Here is a 24,100-nt window from a genome sequence, read left to right as displayed (position 1 = left end):
GCGAAGTCCAGCGCGATCTCCAGACCGTGCCCGGCAGCCTCCTGGACGAACCAGTCGAAGTCCTCCAGCGTGCCCAGGTCCGGGTGGACCGCGTCGTGCCCGCCCTCCGGCGAGCCGATCGCCCACGGCACCCCGACATCCTCCGGCCCGGCGGACAGGGTGTTGTTGCGGCCCTTGCGGAACGTCGTGCCGATCGGGTGGATCGGCGGCAGGTACACCACGTCGAAGCCCATCGCGGCGATCGCCGGCAGCCTGCGGGCCGCCGTACGGAACGTGCCGTGCGGCCGCTCGGGCGTGCCCTCCGAGCGGGGGAAGAACTCGTACCACGAACCGAACAACGCCCGCTCCCGCTCCACCAGCAGCGGCAACGTCTCCGACGCCGTGATCAACTCCCGCAGCGGATAGCGCGCCAGCACCTCGTCCACCTCGGGGGTCAACGCGGCGGCGAGACGGGCGGCGGCGGGGCGGGACTCGTCCCTGAGCGTCTCGACGGCGGTGCGCAGGACCTGGCGTTTGCCCTTCTTCGGGACCCCGTCCGTGGCCCGTTCGTACAGCCGCGCGCCGTCCTCCAGGACCAGCTCGGTGTCGATGCCCGCCGGGATCTTGATCTGGGCGTGGTGGCGCCAGGTGGTGACGGGGTCGCCCCAGGCCTCGACGGTGAAGGTCCACTGGCCCGGTGCGCCGACGGTGACGTCGGCGCCCCAGCGGTCGGTGCCCGGGGCCAGTTCCCGCATCGGGGTCCAGGGCCCGGCGCGGCCCTCCGGGTCCTTCAGTACGACATTGGCGGCGACCGCGTCATGGCCCTCACGGAACACGGTGGCCGAGATCTCGAACGTCTCACCGGTGACCGCCTTGGCGGGCCGGCGGCCGTGCTGGACGACGGGGCGCACGTCCAGCACCGGTATGCGCCCGACGGCCGTGGTCCGTTCCGTTGCCGGGGAGGGTCGCTCCCCGGTCGGCGGTCCGGCGGTGTCGGGGCGGGTGGGGGGTGATTCGGTGCTGGACGTCGGGGGTGCTGACGAGTGGTGCGTGGCGGGCATGACCGCTCCTGTCCGCATCAACTTCGGGTGGGCGGATGGATGTGGGGAGGGGGGTCCTGCGGGGCGTACCGGTGAACCTACCTGAGCCGTGTACCGGAGGAGCCTTCCCACCCTATTCGGGTGGGCAATCCGGCACTTTGCTAACTACTCACGCGTATGTCCACGCACACGACCGGCCCCGTTCGGACAAACGGGGCCGGTGTGCGGACGCTCTCACCAGGATTACGGCACCTGCAGGAGTTTGTTCGGTGATCCCAGTCCCCGGCCGGAGACTTTCCCGGATTCCGCCAGAGCGACAAGTGCCTTGCCCACCTGGGCCGGTGTGGCCTTCGGATGGTCGGCGAGATACAGCGCGGCGGTGCCCGCCGCGTGCGGGGTCGCCATCGACGTACCGGAGTAGGTCGCCCTGGCGGTGTCGCTCGTGATGCCCGCCGAGGTGATCGACACACCTGGCGCGAACAGGTCCAGCGCCGAGCCGTAGTTGGAGAAGCCCGCCCGCCTGTCCTTGGTGTCGGTCGCGCCGACGGTGATCGCCTGCGGTACGCCGGCCGGCGAGTAGAGCCCGGCCGGGAGCCCGTCGTTGCCCGCGGCGACCGCGTAGGTCACCCCGGACGCGATGGAGTTGCGTACGGCGGCGTCCAGTTGGGCGTTGTGGTAGCCGCCCAGGCTGATGTTGGCGACCGCCGGCTTGCGGGCGTTCTTCGTCACCCAGTCGATACCGGCGATGACCTGGGCCGTCGTGCCCGCGCCGTTGTTGTCGAGGACGCGTACGGCGACCACCCTGGCCCGCTTGGCCACGCCGTACCTGGTGCCGGCGACGGTGGCCGCCACATGGGTGCCGTGGCCGTTGCCGTCGCCCGCGGACCGGTCGCCCCCGACGAAGTCCCAGCCGTGACGCGCCCGGCCCCCGAAGTCCTTGTGGGAGATCCGGATGCCGGTGTCGATCACGTACACCGTCGTCCCGGCGCCCGCCGACTCCGGCCAGGTGTACGACTTGTCCAGCGGCAGCTTCGGCTGGTCGACCCGGTCCAGGCCCCAGGACGGCGGGTTCTTCTGGGTGTGCTCCAGGTTCACCCGGGTGTCCTGGGTGACCGAGGCGACCTGTGGGTCCGCCGCGAGCCGCCCGGCCTGTCTCTCGTCGGCCCTGATCGCATAGCCGTTGAGTACCGTGCCGTAGGTATGGCTGATTTTCGCCCCGTACTTCTCGGCGAGGCTCTTTCCGGTCGCCGACGGAGCCTTCGTTCCCCCCTTGAGTGTCACCAGGTAACTCCCGCTGACGGAACCGGGCTCTCCGGCGCCGAGTATCCGCCCCTGTGGTGCGGCGTGCGCGGGCAGGGCAATGGCTGAAAGCGCGGCGGCACAGCTCACCGCGGTCAGGCCCCCCACCCAGCGCAGACGCCGGTCTCGCGTCTGTGCCATGACTTCGAGTCCCCTCCTCGACTCGGCGTACGGCAGCCGCGGTCCGCCGGGTGCACCCGACGTCGGCCGGTACGCCACAGGCAGCCTCTCGTGCGGTGTGAAGCACCACAAGAACGCCCGTGGGGGTGGAATCGGCCATATCGGCTATGGGGGACGTGTGGAGGTTGCAGCGTGTTTTGGCCTGTTGGATCCGGAGCGGCACCGTGGTGACGGGAGCCTCCGCACGGATACCGTCGAGGTTGACGACGGGATGCACACCGCCGTGTGTCCTCTTCCGCACGCCTGACGAGGTGGCAAGTGAAGGCTATCCGTCGATTCACCGTCCGACCCGTCCTCCCCGAGACCCTGCGGCCCTTGAGCGATCTCGCGCGCAATCTGCGCTGGTCCTGGCACGCGGAGACCCGTGATCTCTTCCAGTCCGTCGATCCGGAGCGCTGGGCCGCGTCGGGCGGTGATCCCGTACGACTGCTCGGCAGCGTGCGCCCCGCCCGGCTCGCCGAGCTCGCCGAGGACCGCCGCTTCCTGCGCCGGCTCACCGCGGTCGCCGACGACCTCCACGACTACGTCACCGGTGAGCGCTGGTACCAGGCCCACCCCGGTGAACTCCCGGCCGCCGTCGCCTACTTCTCGCCCGAGTTCGGCGTCACGGCCGCCCTGCCGCAGTACTCCGGCGGCCTGGGCATCCTCGCCGGCGACCATCTGAAAGCGGCCAGTGACCTGGGCGTACCGCTGATCGGGGTCGGGCTGCTGTACCGGCACGGCTACTTCCGCCAGTCCCTGTCCCGGGACGGCTGGCAGCAGGAGCACTATCCGGTCCTGGACCCCAACGAACTGCCCGTGGCGTTGCTGCGGGAGGCCGACGGCACCCCGGCACAGGTGTCGCTGGCCCTGCCCGGCGGCAAGCAGCTGCACGCCCGGATCTGGCTGGCCCAGGTCGGCCGCGTCCCCCTGCTGATGCTGGACTCCGACGTCGAGGAGAACGACCTCGGCGAACGCGGGGTGACCGACCGGTTGTACGGCGGCGGCAGTGAACACCGGCTGCTCCAGGAGATGCTGCTCGGGATAGGGGGTGTGCGGGCCGTACGGACGTACTGCCGGCTGACCGGCCACGCCCATCCCGAGGTCTTCCACACCAACGAGGGACACGCCGGCTTCCTCGGCCTGGAGCGGATCGCCGAGCTCTGCGACCAGGGACTCGACTTCGACGCGGGTCTGGAGGCGGTCCGCGCGGGGACCGTGTTCACCACCCACACCCCCGTCCCGGCCGGCATCGACCGCTTCGACCGGGAGCTGGTCGCCCGGCACTTCGGCACCGACGCCGAGCTCCCGCGGATGGACGTGGGCCGCATCCTGGCGCTCGGCATGGAGACCTATCCGGGCGGCGAACCCAACCTGTTCAACATGGCGGTGATGGGCCTCAGGCTCGCCCAGCGCGCCAACGGGGTCTCGCTGCTGCACGGTCAGGTCAGCCGGGAGATGTTCTCCGGACTCTGGCCGGGATTCGACCCCGAGGAGGTGCCGATCACCTCCGTGACCAACGGGGTGCACGCCCCGACCTGGGTCGCCCCCGAGGTGCTCCGGCTCGGCGCCCGGCAGATCGGCGCCCAGCGCACCGAGGACGCGCTGACCGTCGGCGGCTCGGACCGCTGGGACGCCGTCGGCGACATCCCCGACCAGGACATCTGGGAGCTGCGGCGTGATCTGCGCGAGCAGCTGGTGGTCGAGGTGCGGGAGCGGCTGCGGGCGTCCTGGCGGCAACGCGGCGCCGGTACGGCGGAGTTGGGCTGGATCGACGGGGTGCTCGACCCCGACGTCCTGACGATCGGATTCGCGCGCCGCGTCCCCTCGTACAAACGCCTGACGCTGATGCTGCGGGACCGCGACCGGCTGATGGACCTGCTCCTGCACCCCGAACGACCCATCCAGATCGTGGTGGCAGGCAAGGCGCACCCCGCGGACGACGGCGGGAAACGCCTGGTCCAGGAGCTGGTGCGGTTCGCGGACGACCCGCGGGTGCGGCACCGGATCGTCTTCCTGCCCGACTACGGCATGGCCATGGCGCAGAAGCTCTACCCGGGCTGCGACATCTGGCTCAACAACCCGCTGCGGCCGCTGGAGGCGTGCGGGACGAGCGGGATGAAGGCGGCTCTGAACGGCTGCCTGAACCTGTCCGTCCTGGACGGCTGGTGGGACGAGTGGTTCCAGCCCGACTTCGGCTGGTCGATCCCCACGGCGGACGGCAACGGCACGGAACCGGACCGCCGGGACGACATAGAGGCCGACGCCCTCTACGACCTGCTCGAACAGCGGGTGACGCCCCGCTTCTACGAGCGCGGCCAGGGCGGTCTGCCCGACCGCTGGATCGAGATGGTCCGCCAGACGCTGACCCTGCTCGGGCCGAAGGTCCTGGCCGGCCGCATGGTCCGTGAGTACGTGGAACGCCTCTACGCCCCCGCGGCCCACGCCCACCGCACGATGGCCCCGGACGCGGCGCGCGAGCTCGCGGAGTGGAAGTCGAGGGTGCGGGAGCAGTGGCACGAGGTGACGGTCGACCACGTGGAGACGACCGTCACGACGACCACGGCCGAACTCGGCACCACGCTCGGCCTGCGGGTCCGCGTCGGCATCGGCGCCCTCGGCCCGGACGACGTGGAGGTCCAGGCGGTCTCCGGCCGGGTGGACGAGGAGGACCGCATCGCGGACGCGGCGACGGTCCCGCTGAAGTCGGTCGGCGGCCCGGACCCGGAGGGGCGCTGGGTCTACGAGGGCCCGCTGTCCCTGGACCGCACCGGGCCCTTCGGCTACACGGTCCGCATCCTGCCCGCCCACCGACTGCTGGCGTCCGGCACGGAGTTGGGGCTGGTGGCGGTGCCTTCGGAGGATGTGGTGGAGGGGGCGGGGGTGCTCATGCGGTGAACCACGGGGGCGCGGGCGGGGCCTTCCCGCTCAGCCCGCGTCCTCCCCGCCGCACAGCTTCCGCAGCACCGCCCCGCACTTGCGCGCATACGCGTGCTGCAGACCGCGGGTCGCCGGGCCGCCGGCCCTGGCGTACCACTTTGCGGCGCGGCTGAACGCCGACACCGTCAACCACACCGTGCCGTCACCCGTGCGGTCCACGACGAAGGACTCCTCGCCGCATTCCGGATGGCCGGTGAGGGTGCCGTAGGCCCAGCCCGCTCTGCGGTGTTCCTCCACCGTCCAGACCACTCGGCAGGGCGCTTTGATGACTCCGGCGAGGGTGACCGTCACGTCCACGTCGGGGGCCGCGCGGTCCGCGCTGGCGTCTATGCCGACGCCGAGGCCGCGGTGCATCTCCCAGGTCAGGACCGCCTCGGAGGCCTTCTGGAAGACGTCGTGGCCCTCGCCGATGCGGGTGCGTACGTGCAGGGGGTGGAAGCCGGGCGGGCAGAATCCGCTCCGCCGGGTCGCGCCGACGTCGTCGTACGTGAAGGACATGGGACCCAAGAGTAGGGCGGTACCCGGAAATGCCTTCGTTCCGGGTACCGCCCGTCAGACCCTGGGGACTGCTAGCTGACGTTGACCGCCGACCAGGCCGCCGCCACCGCGTTGTACTCGGTGCTGCCCGAGCCGTACAGGGCCGTCGCCGCGGAGAGCGTGCCCGTGCGCGCCGCCTTGTAGTTGGTCGTCGACGTGAAGTACGTCGTCAGCGCCTTGTACCAGATCTGCAGCGCCTTGGCGCGGCCGATGCCGGTGACCGTGGAGCCGTTGGACGTCGGCGAGTTGTAGGACACGCCGTTGATCGTCTTGGCGCCGCTGCCCTCCGAGAGGAGGTAGAAGAAGTGGTTCGCGACGCCGGACGAGTAGTGCACGTCCAGGCTGCCGACCGAGGAGGACCAGGAGTCCGCCGAGCCGCCGTCCTTGCTGGGCTTGTCCATGTAGCGCAGCGGGGAGCCGTCGCCGTTGATGTCGATCTCCTCGCCGATGAGGTAGTCACCGACGTCGTTGGAGTTGGCCGCGTAGAACTCCACACCCGTGCCGAAGATGTCCGAGGTCGCCTCGTTGAGGCCGCCGGACTCGCCGGAGTAGTTCAGGCCCGCCGTGTTCGAGGTGACGCCGTGACTCATCTCGTGGCCGGCCACGTCCAGCGAGGTCAGCGGGTGCGTGTTGGACTCGCCGTCGCCGTACGTCATGCAGAAGCAGCTGTCGTCCCAGAACGCGTTGACGTACGCGTTGCCGTAGTGGACACGGGAGTAGGCCGCGACACCGTTGTTCTTGATGCCGCTGCGGCCGAAGGTGGACTTGTAGAAGTCCCAGGTGGTCGCCGCGCCGTAGGCGGCGTCGACGGCCGCGGTCTGGTCCGTGGTGGAGCTGGAGGCCGCGCCGGTGCCCCAGGTGTTGTCGGCGTCCGTGAACAGGGTGCCGGCGGAGGAGCTGGTGGCGTGGGCCTTGTTGTACGTCTTGTGGCTGCCGCGCGTGCCGTCGGTCAGCTGGTACGTCGAGCCCGACAGGGTGGTCTCCAGGCTGACCGTGCCCGAGTACAGGCTCTTGCCGGTGCCGGTCGCGTTCTCGATGCCCTGGTACTCGTAGAGCTTCTTGCCGGTGGCCGCGTCGGTGATGACATGCAGCCGGCTCGGGGTGCCGTCGTCCTGGAAGCCGCCGACGATCGTCTCGTAGGCGAGGACGGGGGTGCCCGAGCCGGCCCAGATGACCTTGCGGGCACCGTCGGCGGCGGTCTTGTCCGAGCCAGCGGCCTTGGCGGCGGTCAGCGCCTGGGTCTCGGCCTTGGCGACGGAGAGCTTCGGGGTCAGGGAGGCGACCTTGATGGTCTTGTTCGTCGCCCGGGAGACGCCCTCGGTCGCACCGGACTTCGCCTCGTGGACGACCAGGTCGCCGCCGAGGACGGGCAGGCCGTCGTAGGTGCGCTCGTAGCGCGTGTGCACCGTGCCGTCGGCGTCCTTCACGACGTCCTTGACGACCAGCTTCTCCTTGGCGCCGAGGCCTATCTCCTGGGCGGTGTCGGCGGCACCGGCCTGCTGCTGCTTGATCAGCGAGGTGCGGGCGGCCGCGGACAGCTGGAGCGGGGCGGCGGAGAGGGTGCTTCTGCCGCTGTCCGCCGGGGTCTCGGCGGACGCGGCACCGGCGGTCAGACCGGTGGTGAGCAGGGCCCCGGCCGCGACCGCGGTGGCGATGGCCAGGGTGGTGCGCTTGTGACGCGCGTAGAGGGGGGTCACACAAGCTCCTTCGTGGGGGATCCCGGGCGGTCGTGGGGCAACTGTCCGGGGTGGATGTGAAGTTGTGCGGCGGGTGAGGGAAGAGTGTCATCAGGGGCGCGTACATGTCATGACCTTGAAGTGATGTTGGCTGGAAGCTGACTGTCCAGTAAATGTTTCAGGAATGTGAAAGAGGGCGCCGCCCCGGTGGATTCGAACCACCGGGGCGGCGCCCTGTCCGCGCGGAGGCCGTCCTACGGGAAGGTCAGCTTCCAGCTGTTGATGTAGCCGGTGTCCTGGGCCGCGTTGTCCTGGACCCGCAACTGCCAGGTCCCGTTGGCGACTTCGGAGGAGGCGTTCACCGTGTACGTGGTGTTGAGGTTGTCGGTGCTGCCGCCGGTGCTGTAGGCCTTCAGTGTGTACGCCGTCCCGTCGGGGGCGATCAGCTGGACCCGGAGGTCACCGATGTAGGTGTGCACGATGTCGACCGCGACCGCGAGGTTCGACGGCGCGTTGCCCGTGCGCCCCGACACCGTGATCGGCGAGTTGACCGCCGCCCCGTTGTCCGGAATCGACACGTCGGTGGTGGACTCGAACGAGGTGCCGCCACCGCCGCCGCCACCCGGACGCGAGCCGACCGCCACGCCCGCCCAGGCGTTCGCCACGGCCGTGTACTCGGCGCTCGTCGTGCCGTACAGCTCACCCGCCGCCGCGAGGGTGCCGGTACGGGCCGCCGCGTAGTTGGTGGTGGTCGTGAACTTCGTGGTCAGCGCGCGGAACCAGATCTTCTCCGCCTTGTCCCGGCCGATCCCGGTGACCGGAAGCCCGTCCGCGGTGGGCGAGTTGTAGCTCACGCCGTTGATGGTCTTGGCGCCGCTGCCCTCGCTCAGCAGGTAGAAGAAGTGGTTCGCGGGGCCGGACGAGTAGTGCACGTCGGCCGAACCGATGCCGGAGGTCCAGTTGTTGTACGACGAGCCGTCCTTGCTCGGCTGGTCCATGTACCGCAGCGGCGTGCCGTCGCCGTTGATGTCGATCTCCTCGCCGATGAGGTAGTCACCGACGTCGGAGGAGTTGTTGGCGTAGAACTCGACGGCCGTGCCGAAGATGTCGGAGGTCGCCTCGTTCAGACCGCCGGACTCGCCCGAGTAGTTGAGCCCCGCGGTGTTCGACGTGACGCCGTGGGTCATCTCGTGACCGGCCACGTCGATGGACGTCAGCGGGTGGGTGTTGCCCGACCCGTCGCCGTAGGTCATGCAGAAGCAGCTGTCCGACCAGAACGCGTTGACGTACGCGTTGCCGTAGTGCACCCGGGAGTACGCCCCGACCCCGTCACCGCGGATACCCGAACGCCCCTGCACGTTCTTGTAGTAGTCCCAGGTGAGCGCGGCACCGTAGTGCGCGTCGGCGCCCGCGGTCTCCGCGTTGGACGCGGCTCCGTTGCCCCAGATGTCGTCCGCGCCCGAGAAGAGGGTGCCGGTGCCCGACGTACCGCGGTTGAGGTTGTACGTCTTGTGGTTGCCGCGCGCCCCGTCGGTCAGGTTGTACGTCGACCCGGACTGGGTGGTGCCGAGGGTGACCGTGCCGCTGTACATGGTGTTGCCGGTGCCGGTCTCGATGCCCTGGTACTCGTAGAGCTTCGCGCCGGTCGCCGCGTCCGTGACGACGTGCAGCTCGTTCGGCGTGCCGTCCTCCTGGAGGCCGCCGACGACCGTCTCGTACGCCAGGGTCGGCGTGCCGTTCCCGGCCCAGATCACCTTGCGCGGGGCGCGGTTGGTGTCGGCCTTGTCGGCGCCGGCCGCCTTCGCGAGCGTGAGCGCCTGCTTCTCCGCCTTGGCGGCGGGCAGGGCCGCGGTCGTGGTGGCCGGCTTGATCGCCTTGGCGGTCGCCTTGACGACACCCTCGGTCGCGCCGGCCTTCGTGGTCTCCACGACGAGGTCGCCGCCGAGGACGGGCAGGCCGTCATAGGTGCGCTCGTAGCGGGTGTGCAGGGTGCCGTTGCCGTCCTTGACGACGTCACGGACGACCAGCTTCTCCTTGGCGCCGAGACCGAGGTCCTTGGCGGTGTCCGCCTTCGTGGCGTTCGCCTGGCGTATCAGCTCGGCGCGCTGGGCGGGGCTGAGCTTGAGGGACTCGGCGCCCGGGATCACCTTGCTCGCGGCCGACGGTGCCTTCTCCGGGGCTGCGGTGGCGGCGCCCGACTGGACGGCCGCGGCGATCAGGGCGGAGACACCGACGAGGGCCACGGCGGCGGCCTTGCGGTGCAGGGGGTGGGGGGTGCGGGGGGTGCGTCTGTGGGAGGAACTGTCTCTCAACACTGACTCCTTCTGCGCGGCCGCGGATCACGCGGCCGGGGGAGACCGGACGGTGGGTCGACCGTCCGGGCACAACATGGAGGTACGCAGAACGGTGGTGCTGTGGGGTTGCTGTGAAGTTGCCGTGGGAAGAGTGGCAGTGGATTGCGCTGTCTGTCAGGAGCGCGTCAGAAACTTGGCCGGAAACAGTTCGTTGTCCGGTTGTTCATGTTCGATATACGGTCTCTTGGGGTCAGTCGCCGCCCGGCCCTCCGTGCCACGACCCCCACAGCGCCGCGTACGCGCCACCCGCCGCCACCAGCTCCTCGTGCGTGCCCAGTTCGGTCAGCAGACCGTTCTCCATCACCGCCACCCGGTCCGCGTCGTGCGCGGTGTGCAGCCGGTGCGCGATCGCGATGACCGTGCGCCCTTCCAGTACGGCGGCCAGCGCCCGCTCGGTGTGCCGGGCGGTCGTGGGATCGAGCAGCGCGGTCGCCTCGTCGAGGATCAGCGTGTGCGGGTCGGCCAACGCCACGCGCGCCAGGGCGAGTTGCTGCGCCTGCGAACCGTCCGTACGGCAACCCTCCTCACCCAGAGCGGTGTCGAGACCCTCCGGCAGCTCCCGCACCCACCCGTCCGCTCCTACGGCGGTCAGGGCGGCCCACAACTCCTCGTCCCCGGCGCCGGGTTCGGCGATGAGGAGGTTGTCGCGGACCGTGCCGAGGAAGACATGGTGCTCCTGGGTGACCAGGACGACCTGGCGGCGCAGTTGCTCCGGGTCCAGGCCGACGACCGGGACCCCGCCGACGGTCACCGATCCCGAGGTCGGGGCGTCGATCCCCGCCAGCAGCCTGCTGAGCGTGGACTTCCCGGCGCCGGACGGGCCCACGACGGCGAGCCGTTCACCGGGGCGGACGGTCAGGTCGACGCCGTGCAGGACCTCGCCGCCGCGGTCGTAGGAGTAGCGCACGTCGGTCACGTCGATGCGGTCGTCGGCGGGGGTGGGGGAGCCCCCTTCTGTTGTGCGGGGAGCCTGGGCGAGGCCCTCCACGCGGGCGAACGAGGCGCCGCCGGACTGGAGTTGCTCGACCCGCATCAGGATCTGGTCGAGGGGATTGGCCATCTGCCGCAGGTACAGGGCGGCCGCGACGATCGCCCCCAGGCTCAGCACGCCCTGCGTGTGCAGCGCCTCGCCGACCAGGAGTACCCCGGCCACCGGGAGGATGTACGAGACGTCCACCACAGGGAAGAACACACTGCGCAGGTACAGGGTGTACAGACGGGCGCCGCGAGCCGTCTCGAGGGCGTCCCGGCTCGCCCGGACGCGGTGGTCCTCCAGACGCAGCGCCTCGACCGTGCGGGCGCCGGACGCGGTGGCCGCGAGGATCTCGGCGACCTCTGAGGTGGCGGCGCCCTCGGCCAGGTAGCCGTCCCGCGCCCGCCGCAGATACCAGCGCAGCGCGAACCAGATCGGCAGCAGACCGAACAGGCCGACCAGGCCCAGGAGGGGGTCCAGGAAGAAGACCGCGGCGACCAGGAACACGAACTGCACCGAGTTGATGAGCAGTTCGGGTCCCGCGTCTCGCAGCGTGGTGCCCACGGCGGCGACGTCCGCCGTGCCGCGGGCCGTGAGGTCGCCGGTGCCGGCGCGTTCCACGACGGAGGCGGGCAGGGCGAGCGTGCGCCCCACGAACTCCTCGCGGACGCGGGCCAGGGTCCGTTCGCCGAAGCGGTGGCCGACGTAGCGGGCCCAGCGGGCGAGGAGGAGCTGGGTGCTCGCGCACACCACGAGGACGAGGGAGAGCCGGTCGACCGCGGTCACCCCCTCTCCGGCGCGCACCTCGTCGATGATCCGGCCGAGGAGCCAGGGGCCGGCCAGACCGGTGAGGGCGGCGAGTGAGTTCAGGGCGAGTACGGCGGTGAAGGCGCGGGTGTCCTTGCGGACCAGTCGGGCGGCGGCCCGCCGTACGGTGGCCTGATCGGCGACCGGGAGGTGGCCCTTGCTCCCGCTCACTTCATGACCTCCACGTCTCGTGCGACCAGGGCGCGGTACCCCGGTTCCGTGGCGAGCAGGTGTTGGTGGGTGCCGGTTGCCGCGAGTTTGCCGTCGACCAGGTAGAGGACTGTGTCGGCGCGGTCGAGGACGAGGGGGGAGGTGGTGGTGAGGGCTGTGGTGCGGCCTTCTCTTGCCTCGCGTAGGCGCTCTGCCACGAGGGCTTCCGTGTGGGCGTCCAGGGCGGAGGTGGGTTCTGTGGCGAGGAGGACTTCCGGGTTGGCGAGGAGGGCCCGGACCAGTCGGATGCGTTGGCGTTGGCCGCCGGAGAGGTTGCGGGCCTGGGCGTCCATTTGTGCGTCGAGGCCGTCTGGGAGGCCTTGGACGATGTCGTCTGCCACGGCTGCGTGTATGGCGGCTGCGGCTGCGTGGGGGCTGGTCGCGCCCCGCGGCGGAGCCGCATGTTGATACAGCCCCGCGCCCCTGAGGTCAGAATCCGCGCCCCCAATCACATCGCGCAGTGTGCCCGCGAACAAGTCTGCCTCGTGGTCCGCCAGCAGGATGTGCTCCCTGATCTGGGGCAGCCTGATGTCGTCCATCGGTACTCCGGCCCACGTCGCCTGCGACGGGGTGTAGCGGGCCAGGCGGTCCAACACCGTTGCCGTGTCCGCTGGTTGGGCTGATACCAGTGCCGTCAGGCGGCCCGGGCGGATGCTCACCCCCGACTCCGGGTCGTGCAGGACCGACGGCTCCGCGGGGGCGTCTCTCGTGCCCTGGTCCTCCAGCGGCTCCAGCCGCAGGAACCGTACGACCCGCCTCGCCGACACCACACCCCGGCTCAGCTGGTATCCGCACTCCACCCAGAACGCCACCGGGCCCACCAGGACCGCGACATAGCCGTACACCGCGACCAACTCGCCCACGGTGATGTCCCCCTGGGCGGCCAGACGGGCCGCGAGCCAGGTGACCACGGCGAGGAAGAGGGTGGGCAGGCCCACGCCGAGGGACTGGACCCAGCTGGTGACCGCGCCGACCCGGTAGCCCTGGGCCCGCAGGTGCTGGGAATCGCGGTGGAAGGCGTCGGCGACCAGGCCCTTGCCGCCGAGGCCGTTGAGGACGCGCAGACCGCCCGCGAGGTCGCCGATGCGGGCGGTGAGGACACCCTGGCGGTTGCGGTACTCCGTCTCGGCGCCCTGGAGGCGGGACAGGAAGGGGCCCACCAGGAGCACGATCGCCGGGATGCCGAGGAGGACCACGGTCGCGAGAACCGGGGACACCGAGATCAGGACGGCAGCGACCGTCAGATAGGCGACGCACGCCCCGACGCCGGGGCCGACGACGGTCAGCGCTCCGGCGATCGTCCCCACGTCACCCACGCCGATCGTGACGACCTCCCCCGCTCCGGTCCGCCGCGAGAGCGCGGCGCCGAGGCGGACCGCCTGTCCGACGACCACCTTGACCGTGCGGAAGTTGGCGTCCATCCGCACCCGGGTCATCGTGCGGTGCCGCATGATGCTCAGCCAGGCGTTGAACGAACCGACCGCGAACAGCGCGAAGCTCCAGCCGGCCAGCGCCGGCCAGTCACCCGGCTCCAGACCCTCGTCGATCGCCTTCGCCATCAGATACGGCGTCGCCGCGAGCAGCACCATCCAGGTGCTGCCCAGCAGCGCCCCGGCCACCGACCGCCCCGGCTGACAGCGCACCAGCCACCACAGATACCGCCAGCCGCCGCGGACGTCGGGCGTGCCGGGATCCTCGTACGCGTCGATCACACGTCCCCCTGCTTTCACGCCAGACTGTCCCGCCACGCCCGGTGCAGGTCCGCGAACCGGCCCGTGCCCGCGACGAGTTCGGCCGGTGTGCCGTCCTCGACGATCCTGCCGTGCTCCATGACCAGGACCCGGTCGGCGATCTCGACGGTCGACAGACGGTGGGCGATCACCACTGCCGTACGGCCCCTGAGGACCGTCGCCATCGCCCGCTGCACCGCCCGCTCGCCCGGGATGTCGAGCGAGCTGGTCGCCTCGTCCAGGATCAGCACCGCCGGGTCGGCGAGCAACGCCCGTGCAAAGGCCACGAGTTGGCGCTGACCCGCCGAGATACGGCCACCCCGCTTGCGTACGTCCGTGTCGTACCCGTCGGGCAGCGCGCTGATGAAGTCGTGCGCGCCGATCGCCTTCGCGGCCTGCTCGATCTCCTCACGGGTGGCGTCGGGGCGGCCGATCGCGATGTTCTCGGCGACCGTGCCGGAGAACAGGAACGCCTCCTGCGTCACCATGACCACCCCGCGCCGCAGTTCGGGGACCGAGAGGTCGCGCAGGTCCGTGCCGTCCAGGAGGACGCGGCCCTCGGAGGGGTCGTAGAAACGCGCGAGGAGTTTCGCGAGCGTCGACTTTCCGGCGCCGGTCGAGCCGACCACCGCGACCGTCTGCCCGGCGGGGAGCGTGAGGTCGAAGCGGGGGAGCACCTCGCCGCCGGTGCGGTAGCCGAAGCGGACACCGTCGAACACGACCTCGCGGCCCGGGTGTTCCGATGCGAGGGCCGGAAGCTGCCTGGGCGTCGACGGCTCGGGCACGGTCGGGGTCTGGGCGAGCAGGCCCGCGATCTTCTCCAGGGAGGCCGCCGCCGAGTGGTAGGAGTTCAGGAACATCCCGAGCCGGTCGATCGGGTCGTACAGCCGCCGCAGGTAGAGGACAGCGGCCGCGAGGACACCCAGTTCAAGGGAGTCCTGCGCCACCCGGTAGGCGCCCCACAGCACGATCCCGGCGACGGCCGTGTTCGCGACCAGCCGGGATCCGACGACATAGCGGGCCATCTCCAGGAGCGCGTCGCCGTTGACCCGCTCGTGCCGCTTGTTCAGTACGGCGAAGTCGGCGTCGCCCGCGGCCTCGCGGCGGAACGCGCGCACCGGGCGGATGCCGTTCATCGTCTCGACGAACTTCACGATCACGGCGGCGATGGCGGTCGACCGCTTCTGGTACACCCGGCCCGCGCGCTGCCGGTAGACCCGTACGAGCAGGTACAGCGGCACGAAGGACGCCACCGCGACCGCGCCGAGCCCGAGGTCCAGCCAGAGCAGCAGGGCCGAGATGTAGAGGAAGGACAGGACGACGGTCACGAGTTCCTGCAGGCCCTCGTTGAGCAGTTCGCGCAGCGACTCCACGTCCGTCGTCGAACGGGAGATCAGCCGGCCCGAGGTGTACCGCTCGTGGAAGTCGATGCTCAGCGCCTGCGCGTGCCGGAAGATCCGGCCGCGCAGATCGAGCAGTACGTCCTGGTTGACCCGGGCGGAGGCCAGGGTGAACGCGTACTGCAGCCCGCCGGAGGCCAGCGCGCAGAGCAGATAGCCGACGCCCACCGCGATGAGCGGGCCGTTGTCGTGGTCCCGGAACGCGGGGACGGCGTGGTCGATCGCGTACGCCACCAGCAGCGGGCCCGCCTGCACGGCCGCCTGCTGGAGCAGCAGCAGGAGCGTGGTCACGGTGACCCGGGCCCTCATCGGGGCCAGCAGCGAGCGCAGGAGCAGGGCCGTGGCGCCGGGGGGAGCGGGCAGGCGGTCCTGGTCGAAGGTGTCGTCGGTGTCCTTCGGGGCGGGCAGGTCCGGTTCTTCGTCCGCGGTGGGCGCGGACGTGGTGGGGGCCGTCATCGGGCGTCCTTCCCTTGCTCGGAGTCCCCGGACATCAGGTGGGCGTACTCGGCGTTGGTGCGCAGGAGTTCGTGGTGGGTGCCGACCGCCGTGATGCGGCCGTTCGACAACAGGGCGACCCGGTCGGCGAGCTGCACGGTGGAGGGGCGGTGCGCGACGATCAGGGCGGTGGTGTCGGCGAGTACGTCCCGTAGGGCCGCCTCCACCGCCGCCTCCGTGTGGACGTCCAGGGCGGACAGCGGGTCGTCCAGGACGAGGAACCTCGGCCTGCCCACGACGGCCCGTGCGAGGGCGAGGCGTTGGCGCTGGCCGCCGGAGAGGCTGAGGCCCTGTTCGCCGACCTGGGTCCCGGTGCCCTGGGGGAGGGCGTGGGCGAAGTCGGCCTGGGCGACGGAGAGGGCGCGGTCGAGCTCGTGTTCGTCGGCGCCCATCAGGACGTTGTCGCCGACGCTGGTGGAGAAGAGGGTGGGGTCCTCGAAGGCCACGGCGACCTTTGAGCGCAGCTCTTCTCTGGGCATGGAGGTGATGTCCTCGCCGTCCAGCGTGATGCGGCCGGAGGTGATCTCGTGGAGGCGGGGGACGAGGGCGGTGAGGGTCGTCTTGCCACTTCCGGTCGCGCCCACCAGGGCCATGGACTCGCCCGGCCGGATGTGGAGGTCGATCAGGTCGAGGATGGGTGGGGAGTCTTCGGGGGCGTCGGGGTAGCGGAATCGGACGTTGTGGAACTGGAGGCCATCGCTGTCGGCTGCGGGCCGGTGGGGGCCGGGGGAGTAGGTGTCGTCCTCCGGTACCTCATCCATCGCCTCGAAATACCGCTCCGTCGCCGTCGCCGCCTCCTGGCTCATCGCCAGCAGGAAGCCGATCGACTCCACCGGCCACCTGAGCGCCAGGGCTGTCGACAGGAAGGCCACCAGCGTCCCCGCCGACAACTCCCCGTCCGCCACCTGTACGCAGCCCAGCACCAGGGCCGCTCCGATGGCCACTTCCGGGAGGGTGGTGATGACGCCCCAGATCGTGGCCAGCAGCCGCGCCTTGCGCAGTTCGGTTCCCCGCAGCTTCCCGGACAGGTCGCGGAACGCCCTCGCCTGCGAGCGATGGCGGCCGAAGCCCTTGATGATGCGGATGCCGAGCACGCTCTCCTCGACGACCGTCGTGAGGTCGCCGACCTGGTCCTGGGCGAGCCGCGCCACGTGGTGGTACCGCTTCTCGAAGATCACGCAGGTGACCATCACGGGGATCGCGGGGCCGAGGATCACCAGGCCCAGGGTCCAGTCCTGGAGCAGCATGATGATCACGCCGACGGTGATGGTGACGGCGTTGACCAGCAGGAACGTCAGCGGGAAGGCGAGGAACATGCGCAGGAGCATGAGGTCCGTCGTGGCCCGGGACAGCAACTGGCCGGATGCCCAGCGGTCGTGGAAGGCCACCGGAAGGCGCTGGAGATGCCGGTACAGGCCCGCCCGCATCTCCGCCTCCACATGGGAGAGCGGTCTCGCCACCAGCCACCGCCGCAGCCCGAACAGCAGTGCTTCCGCGAACCCGAGCAGCAGCAGGTACAGCGCCCCGAGCCACACGCCGGCCGTGTCGTGGTCGGCGACCGGGCCGTCCACGATCCACTTCAGGACGAGCGGGATCACCAGCCCCGTACAGGAGGCGAGGATCGCCACGAACGCGGCGGTGAACAGCCGCGCGCGGGCCGGCTGGACATACGGCCACAGGCGCAGCAGGGTCTTTACGGCTGATCGGTCCCTGGTGGTTGCATGTGTGATGGACATCAACTGCGAGCCTACGGACCGGCACTGACAACGCCCACCGAGTTTTGGCCGGACCGGAATCGGACGATGGACCTACGACCTGCGTGTTCGAGGGGCCGTACCGGAGGAACCGGCGGGGTCGTACCGCCGCATCCACCGATCGGTTGATGCCGGGTCGAGCGTGACGGCCGATGTGGCCCGGGGTTTCCGGCCGGGACGCTGATGCCATGTCCGTCATCGAAGTCAGCGAACTGCGCAAGTCCTACGGCGGCCGGGCCGTCGTCGACGGGGTCTCCTTCGCCGTCGAGGAGGGCGAGATTTTTGGAATCCTTGGCCCGAACGGCGCCGGGAAGACCACCACCGTCGAGTGCGTCGAGGGCCTCAGGGTCCCCGACGCCGGCCGGGTCCGGGTCACCGGACTCGACCCCGTCGCCGACCACGCGCGCGTGTCGCGCGTACTCGGCGCCCAGCTCCAGGAGAGCGAACTCCAGGCCAAGCTCACCGTCCGGGAGGCGCTGGAGCTCTACACCACCTTCTACGACAAGCCCCTCGACTGGCGGCCCCTGGCCGAGCGCCTCGGGCTGGCCCAGAAGCTCACCACCCGGTTCGGCAAGCTCTCCGGCGGCCAGAAGCAGCGCCTGTTCATCGCGCTGGCCCTGGTCGGCAACCCCAGGATCGTCGTCCTGGACGAGCTCACCACCGGCCTCGATCCGCGCGCCCGCCGCGACACCTGGGAGCTGATCGAGGACGTGCGCGCGAGCGGGGTGACCGTCCTGCTCGTCACCCACTTCATGGAGGAGGCCCAGCGCCTCTGCGACCGGATCGCCGTGATCGACAAGGGGCGGGTCGCCGCCCTGGACACCCCGGCCGGGCTCATCCGGCGCTCGGCGGGCGGCACCGTCATCAGCTTCACCCCGTCCGCCCCGCTCGAGGCGCACGAGGTCAACGCCCTGCCCGCGCTCGCCTCCATCGAGGACCGCGACGGCCGCCTCACCCTGTCCGGCACCGACGAGACAGTGAACGCCGTGATCACCCTGCTCGCCCGCCGGCATGTCACCGCCCACCAGCTCCGTGTCGTCGACGCCACCCTCGACGACGCGTTCCTCGACCTGACCCAGGAGGCCACGGCATGAACACCGCCGTACTGCGGACCGAGGTCCGACTCTTCCGCCGCGAACCCGGCGCCCTGTTCTGGATCCTGCTGTTCCCGACCCTGCTCCTGGTGATCCTCGGCTCGATCCCGTCCTTCCGGCATCACGAAGCGGACCTCGGCGGCCTCAGGACCATCGACGTCTACGTCCCCGTGGGCGTGCTCCTCGGCCTGATCGTCGGCGGCCTGCAGTCCATGCCGCAGACCCTCACCGGCTACCGCGAACGCGGCATCCTGCGCCGCATGTCCACCACCCCGGTCCGCCCGACCGCCCTGCTCACCGCGCAGATGACGGTCTACGGCGCCGCCGCCCTCGCCTCCGCGCTGCTCGCCCTCCTCGTCGGGCGGTTCGCCTTCGCCGTACGACTGCCCGACCAGTCCCTCGGATACCTGCTGGCCCTCCTCCTCGCCGTGCTCGCCGCCCTCGCGCTCGGCGCGGTGGTCTCCGCGCTGTCCCGGACCACGAAGATCGCCGGGGCCATCGGGTCCGCCGTGTTCTTCCCGGCGATGTTCTGCGCGGGGGTGTGGGCGCCGGTGCAGACGATGCCGGACGCGCTGGCGAGGGCCGTCGGCTTCATGCCCTTCGGCGCGGCGGCCGAGGCCCTCAACCAGGCCGCCGCGGGCCACTGGCCCGGCTGGGGTCACCTGGGCGTGCTCGTCGTCTGGATCCTGCTCCTGACGGGCGCCGCCGTGCGCTGGTTCCGCTGGGAGTAGGCCGTGACGTCACATTCCGGTCGTCCGCCCGGAGGGCGGGCCCGGCGGCGATGGGGCCCCCACGCGAGCGAATTCGAGCGTGGGCGGTCGGCAACGCGGCTGGGGGCCCCGCGCCATCGGGCAGTCGGGGAGTGCATGTCAGGCGTCGCGGGGCAGGGAGGAATGTGACGACACGGACTGAGACCGCAGCCGTGCAGACTGGGGTCATGAGCGCGACGGACACACAGCTCGACCGCCGCTGGGAGCAGTTGCACGTCTGGGGGCCGTGGGCGCTGCTCGGGATCGGTGTCGTCCTCGCGACCGGTGCCGCCGAGCTGATCGAGGGCCCCGCCGAGTGGCAGGCCGCCGGGGTCCTGGTCGCCGCCGCGATCGGGCTCCAGCTCTGGTGGCACGTCACCCGCTCCCGCCGGGCGGGCCGCGGCCGGATCCCGTCCCGGGCGGGGACGGTGTACTACGGCGTCCGCTGGGCGCTCGCCTTCGGTCTCACCTGGATCAACCCGTTCTTCGCGTTCTACGCGGCCGCCGGCTACATGGACGCCGACGAGCTGATCCCCGGCCTGTGGCGCCGGCTCGGGCTGTTCGCCAGCGCGGTCACCGTGGCCGCCGCGCAGGCCGGCGGGATGCCGTTCGACGGAGTCCAGTGGGCCGCGTTCGGCGTGCTCCTCGCCGTCAACTTCGGCCTCCAGGCGGTGGTCGCGCACCTCTCCGAACAGGGCGAGCAGCGCTCCCACGAGCGCGCCGAGACCATCGACGCGCTCCAGCAGGCGCTCGACGAGAACGCCGCCCTTCACGCCCAACTCCTCGTCCAGGCACGGGAGGCGGGGGTCGCCGACGAGCGCCGGCGGCTGGCCGCCGAGATCCACGACACCATCGCCCAGGGCCTGACCGGGATCATCGCCCAGCTCCAGGTCGTCGCGAACACGCCCGACGAGCGGGCGGCCCGCGAGCATGTGGCCCGCGCGATGGACCTGGCCCGGCACAGCCTCGGCGAGGCCCGCCGTTCCGTGCACAACCTCGCCCCCGTCGCCCTGGAGCACGACGGACTGCCGCAGGCGCTGCAGAACACGGTCGCCGACTGGGGCGAACGCACGGGAATCCGCGCCGAGTTCACGCTCACCGGCGCCGCCGCACCGCTGCACGACGAGGTCTCGGCCACCCTCCTGCGCATCGCCCAGGAAGCCCTCTCCAACGCCTCCCGGCACGCCCGGGCCGCCCGTCTCGGCGTCACCCTGACCTTCCTGGGCGACGAGGTCATCCTCGACATCCGCGACGACGGCGTCGGCTTCGACCCCCTCGCCCTGCCGCCCCGCACCCGCGCCGGCGGCTTCGGCCTGGACGGCATGCGGGCCCGCGCCGAGCGCATCGCGGGCTCCCTCACCGTGGAGACCGAACCGGGCCACGGCACCGCGCTGTCGGCTCGCGTACCGTTGGTCCGCCATGACCAGTGACATCTCGGTGCTGATCGTCGACGACCATCCCGTCGTACGGGACGGTCTGCGCGGCATGTTCGAGTCGGCGCCCGGCTTCACCGTGCTCGGCGAGGCGTCCGACGGCGTCGAGGCCGTCGAGCGGGCCGCCGTGCTCGACCCCGACGTGATCCTCATGGACCTGCGGATGCCGGGCGGCGGCGGGGTCGACGCCATCCGGGAGCTGACCCGCAGAGCCGCCCGCGCGAAGGTGCTCGTCCTCACGACGTACGACACCGACTCCGACACCCTGCCCGCCATCGAGGCGGGCGCGACCGGCTACCTCCTCAAGGACGCCCCGCGCGACGAGCTGTTCACCGCGGTCCGCGCCGCCGCCGCGGGCCGTACGGTCCTCTCCCCGGCGGTGGCCTCCCGCCTGGTCTCCGCGGTACGCGCACCCGGCAACGAGCCCCTCTCCGCCCGCGAGCGCGAGGTGCTCGCCCTGGTCGCCCGGGGCACGTCCAACCGCGAGATCGCCCGCGAGCTGTTCATCAGTGAGGCGACCGTGAAGACCCATCTCACCCATCTGTACGCCAAGTTGGGCGTCAACGACCGCGCGGCGGCGGTCGCGACGGCGTACCAGCGGGGGATCCTCGGCCAACTCGGGTAGGGGAGCAGGTCGAGGACCCCGAGTAGGCGTCCGTGAACCGCACGCCCTGACGGGCCAGCCGGTCCAGGTTCGGCGTCCTGATGTGCGGGGCGCCGTACGAGGAGAGGTCGGCCCAGCCGAGGTCGTCGCCGAGGATCACGAGGAGGTTGGGGCGCCGGCCGGCCTCGGAGGAGGCACGGGCCTTGAGCGGACGCTCGGCGGGGGCGGCCCCAGCGGCCGTGGCCGGACCGGCGACGGCGGTCACGGCACCGCCGCCGACGAGACCACCGAAGGCACGGCGGGAGATCTCTGGCATGCGACCGAGTCTGATCAGCGGGTCGGTGTATTGGTCAGGAATCAGGCCGGGAGTTCATGGACCCGCAACAACAGCACCGCCCGCGCCGGCACCGTGATCGCCGTCCCCGCCCGGTGCACCACCCCCGGGGCCGCTCCCTGGTCCTCCCGTGACGTGTCGACGACCACCTCGTACCGCTGTGCCCACGGCGGCCCCGGCAGGACGAAGCTGACCGGGCGGTCGCCGGCGTGCAGCAGGGTGAGGAAGCTTTCGTCGAGGATCGGGGCGCCGCGCTCGTCCCGGCCCGGGATGTCGCGCCCGGACAGATACATGCCGAGCGTGGCGGCCGGCGCGTACCAGTCGCGTTCGGTCATCTCGGTGCCGCGCGCCGTGAACCAGGCGAGGTCGCGCAGGCCGTCCGCCGAGTGCGCCCGCCCGGAGAAGAAGGCGCGGCGGCGCAGCACCGGGTGCTGGTGGCGCAGGGCGATCAGCCGGGCGGTGAGGTCGAAGAGGTCCTTCCAGCCGGGGTCCTCAAGGAGCCCCCAGTCCAGCCAGCTGATCTCGTTGTCCTGGCAGTAGGCGTTGTTGTTGCCGCGCTGGGTGCGGCCCAGTTCGTCGCCCGCGACCAGCATCGGCACGCCCGTCGACAGCAGCAGGGTGGTCAGCAGGTTCCTGAGCTGCCGTCGCCTGAGCGCCTGTACGCGCTCGTCGTCGGTCTCGCCCTCCGCCCCGCAGTTCCACGCCCGGTTGTCGTCGGTGCCGTCCCGGTTGCCCTCGCCGTTCGCCTCGTTGTGCTTGCGCTCGTAGGACACCAGGTCGCGCAGGGTGAAACCGTCGTGCGCGGTGATGAAGTTGACCGAGGCGTACGGCCGCCGGCCACCCCACGCGTACAGGTCGCTGGAGCCGGACAGCCGGTATCCGAGGTCCCGCACGTCCGGCAGCGCACCCCGCCAGAAGTCCCGTACGGCGTTGCGGTACCGGTCGTTCCACTCCGTCCACAGGGGTGGGAAGGCGCCCACCTGGTAGCCCCCGGAGCCCACGTCCCAGGGCTCGGCGATCAGCTTCACGCGCCTGAGGACCGGGTCCTGGGCGATCACCGCGAGGAACGGGGAGAGCATGTCGACGTCGTGCATCGAGCGGGCCAGCGCGGCGGCGAGGTCGAATCGGAAGCCGTCGACGCCCATCTCCGTCACCCAGTAGCGCAGGGAATCGGTGATGAGCCGCAGGACGTGCGGCTGGACCACGTGCAGGGTGTTGCCGCAGCCGGTGTAGTCCGCGTAGCGCCGGGCGTCGGACTGCAACCGGTAGTACCCGCGGTTGTCGATGCCCTTGAGTGACAGCGTGGGGCCCAGCTCACCCGCCTCCGCGGTGTGGTTGTAGACCACGTCGAGGATGACCTCGATCCCGGCGGCGTGCAGCGCGCGGACCATGCGCTTGAACTCGCCGACCTGCTGGCCCGTCGTACCGGAGGCGGCGTAGGACGCGTGGGGCGCGAAGTAGCCGATGGAGTTGTAGCCCCAGTAGTTCTTCAGGCCGCGGCGCAGCAGGTGGTCCTCGTGGGCGAACTGGTGGACGGGGAGCAGTTCGACGGCCGTGACGCCCAGCTTCACGAGGTGCTCGATCGCGGCCGGGTGCGCCAACCCGGCGTAGGTGCCGCGCAGTTCCTCGGGGATGCCGGGATGCAGCGCGGTGAACCCCCGCACATGCACCTCGTAGATCACCGAGTCCGCCCACGGCGTCTTCGGCCTGCGGTCCTCCATCCATTCGTCGTCGGTGGCGTCATCGTGGACGACCACGCCCTTCGGGACGTACGGCGCCGAGTCGCGGTCGTCGCGCACGGTGTCCGCGACCTGCTGCTGGGGCCAGTCCCGGACATGGCCGTACACCTCGGGCGGCAGGCTGAAGTCACCGTCCACGGCACGGGCGTACGGGTCCAGGAGCAGCTTCGCCGGGTTCCAGCGGCCGCCGGTCCACGGGTCCCAGCGGCCGTGCACCCGGAAGCCGTAGCGCTGGCCCGGCATGACACCGGGGACGAAGCCGTGCCAGATCTCATGCGTCAGCTCGCTGAGCCGGGCCCGGGTCTCCCTGCCGTCCGCGTCGAACAGGCACAGGTCGACGGCCTCGGCACCGCCCGCCCACAGCGCGAAGTTGGTGCCCGCCACGCCGTCCGGGCCGACCCGGAACCGGGCCCCCAGCGGCGTCGGCGCACCGGGCCACACGGGCACGGCGGGTACGCCCCGCCGCGCGCCGTTCACCAGCGCGGCGGGGCGCTCCTCGGCGGCTTCCGTCACCGCCTCCTGCTCGGCTGCGCTGGACACGGGTCGGCCTCCCACGGTTCGTGGAACGAGGTGGAAAAGGGCGTGCGACGTCCCGGCCGCGGCACCCTCTCACGTCGTCCTCCCCACTGTTCTGCCCACAGCTTGGCTCGCACTCACGGGTTCGTTCCGCTGGGTTGGGCGGAGCGCCTGAGGATGTGCCGGGTTCGGTTGTCCGGCGGCTGCGGGTGCGTTGTGGCTTGTCGCGCCCACGTGGCGGTAGCCGCACATCGATACAGCCCCGCGCCCCTGAAGGG

Annotated in this window: 15 protein-coding genes and 1 pseudogene; 5 read left to right on the top strand and 11 right to left on the bottom strand. The window is 71.2% G+C overall.

The window, feature by feature from the left end:
• Positions 1–1,040, bottom strand: a 1,040-nt coding sequence (locus AB0D34_RS42620; protein ID WP_362672407.1) for a maltotransferase domain-containing protein, incomplete at its 3' end; no start/stop codon positions are given.
• A gap of 222 nt (positions 1,041–1,262) precedes the next feature.
• A complete protein-coding gene (locus AB0D34_RS42615; protein ID WP_362672405.1) occupies positions 1,263–2,459 on the bottom strand; it encodes a S8 family peptidase in 1,197 nt (398 codons plus the stop codon).
• Positions 2,460–2,756: 297 nt separating this feature from the next.
• Here AB0D34_RS42615 and glgP point away from each other — a divergent pair, with 297 nt between their 5' ends.
• Positions 2,757–5,375, top strand: coding sequence for an alpha-glucan family phosphorylase (gene glgP, locus AB0D34_RS42610; RefSeq protein ID WP_362672403.1), 2,619 nt, complete (start codon positions 2,757–2,759; stop codon positions 5,373–5,375).
• 30 nt (positions 5,376–5,405) lie between these two features.
• Here glgP and AB0D34_RS42605 read toward each other — a convergent pair whose 3' ends face one another.
• The 7 genes from AB0D34_RS42605 to AB0D34_RS42575 form a co-directional block, all read right to left on the bottom strand.
• Positions 5,406–5,915, bottom strand: coding sequence for a DUF1990 domain-containing protein (locus AB0D34_RS42605; protein ID WP_362672401.1), 510 nt, complete (start codon positions 5,913–5,915; stop codon positions 5,406–5,408).
• Between the two features lie 71 nt (positions 5,916–5,986).
• Positions 5,987–7,651 (bottom strand): M4 family metallopeptidase, encoded by a 1,665-nt coding sequence (locus AB0D34_RS42600; RefSeq protein ID WP_362672399.1) that lies wholly within the window; start codon positions 7,649–7,651, stop codon positions 5,987–5,989.
• Between the two features lie 233 nt (positions 7,652–7,884).
• On the bottom strand, positions 7,885–9,942 hold the full coding sequence (locus AB0D34_RS42595; protein WP_362672397.1) for a M4 family metallopeptidase: 2,058 nt from the start codon (positions 9,940–9,942) through the stop codon (positions 7,885–7,887).
• 232 nt (positions 9,943–10,174) lie between these two features.
• On the bottom strand, positions 10,175–11,935 hold the full coding sequence (locus tag AB0D34_RS42590; RefSeq protein WP_362672395.1) for an ABC transporter ATP-binding protein: 1,761 nt from the start codon (positions 11,933–11,935) through the stop codon (positions 10,175–10,177).
• Positions 11,932–13,686: an ABC transporter ATP-binding protein gene (locus AB0D34_RS42585; protein WP_362672394.1), complete on the bottom strand. Its 1,755-nt coding sequence runs from the start codon at positions 13,684–13,686 to the stop codon at positions 11,932–11,934. The genes AB0D34_RS42590 and AB0D34_RS42585 overlap by 4 nt, the downstream gene beginning before the upstream one ends.
• Before the next feature lie 14 nt (positions 13,687–13,700).
• On the bottom strand, positions 13,701–15,560 hold the full coding sequence (locus AB0D34_RS42580) for an ABC transporter ATP-binding protein (RefSeq protein WP_362672391.1): 1,860 nt from the start codon (positions 15,558–15,560) through the stop codon (positions 13,701–13,703).
• A complete protein-coding gene (locus AB0D34_RS42575; protein ID WP_362672389.1) occupies positions 15,557–17,335 on the bottom strand; it encodes an ABC transporter ATP-binding protein in 1,779 nt (592 codons plus the stop codon). The genes AB0D34_RS42580 and AB0D34_RS42575 overlap by 4 nt, the downstream gene beginning before the upstream one ends.
• Positions 17,336–17,541: 206 nt before the next feature.
• Here AB0D34_RS42575 and AB0D34_RS42570 point away from each other — a divergent pair, with 206 nt between their 5' ends.
• From AB0D34_RS42570 to AB0D34_RS42555, 4 genes are all read left to right on the top strand, one after another.
• On the top strand, positions 17,542–18,447 hold the full coding sequence (locus tag AB0D34_RS42570; protein WP_362672387.1) for an ABC transporter ATP-binding protein: 906 nt from the start codon (positions 17,542–17,544) through the stop codon (positions 18,445–18,447).
• Positions 18,444–19,178, top strand: a complete 735-nt coding sequence (locus AB0D34_RS42565; RefSeq protein WP_362672385.1) for an ABC transporter permease — start codon at positions 18,444–18,446, stop codon at positions 19,176–19,178. The genes AB0D34_RS42570 and AB0D34_RS42565 overlap by 4 nt, the downstream gene beginning before the upstream one ends.
• 206 nt (positions 19,179–19,384) lie before the next feature.
• Complete coding sequence (locus AB0D34_RS42560; protein WP_362672383.1) at positions 19,385–20,626, top strand: sensor histidine kinase; 1,242 nt, start codon at positions 19,385–19,387, stop codon at positions 20,624–20,626.
• Positions 20,616–21,254, top strand: coding sequence for a response regulator transcription factor (locus AB0D34_RS42555; RefSeq protein ID WP_362672380.1), 639 nt, complete (start codon positions 20,616–20,618; stop codon positions 21,252–21,254). Before AB0D34_RS42560 ends, AB0D34_RS42555 begins: the two co-directional genes overlap by 11 nt.
• Here the strand turns inward: AB0D34_RS42555 and AB0D34_RS42550 are convergent.
• Positions 21,247–21,549 (bottom strand): annotated as a pseudogene (locus AB0D34_RS42550) (sulfatase-like hydrolase/transferase); the annotation flags it as partial. The gene AB0D34_RS42555 and the pseudogene AB0D34_RS42550 overlap by 8 nt on opposite strands.
• 41 nt (positions 21,550–21,590) lie before the next feature.
• Entirely contained in the window at positions 21,591–23,846 is a 2,256-nt protein-coding gene (gene glgX / locus AB0D34_RS42545) for a glycogen debranching protein GlgX (protein WP_362672378.1), read from the bottom strand.
• Positions 23,847–24,100 lie beyond the last annotated feature (254 nt).

Origin of the sequence: Streptomyces sp. NPDC048420 (assembly GCF_040651535.1) — a bacterium.
In the GTDB taxonomy this organism is placed as follows: Bacteria; Actinomycetota; Actinomycetes; order Streptomycetales; family Streptomycetaceae; genus Streptomyces.
This window is presented reverse-complemented; position numbering and strand designations above follow the sequence as displayed.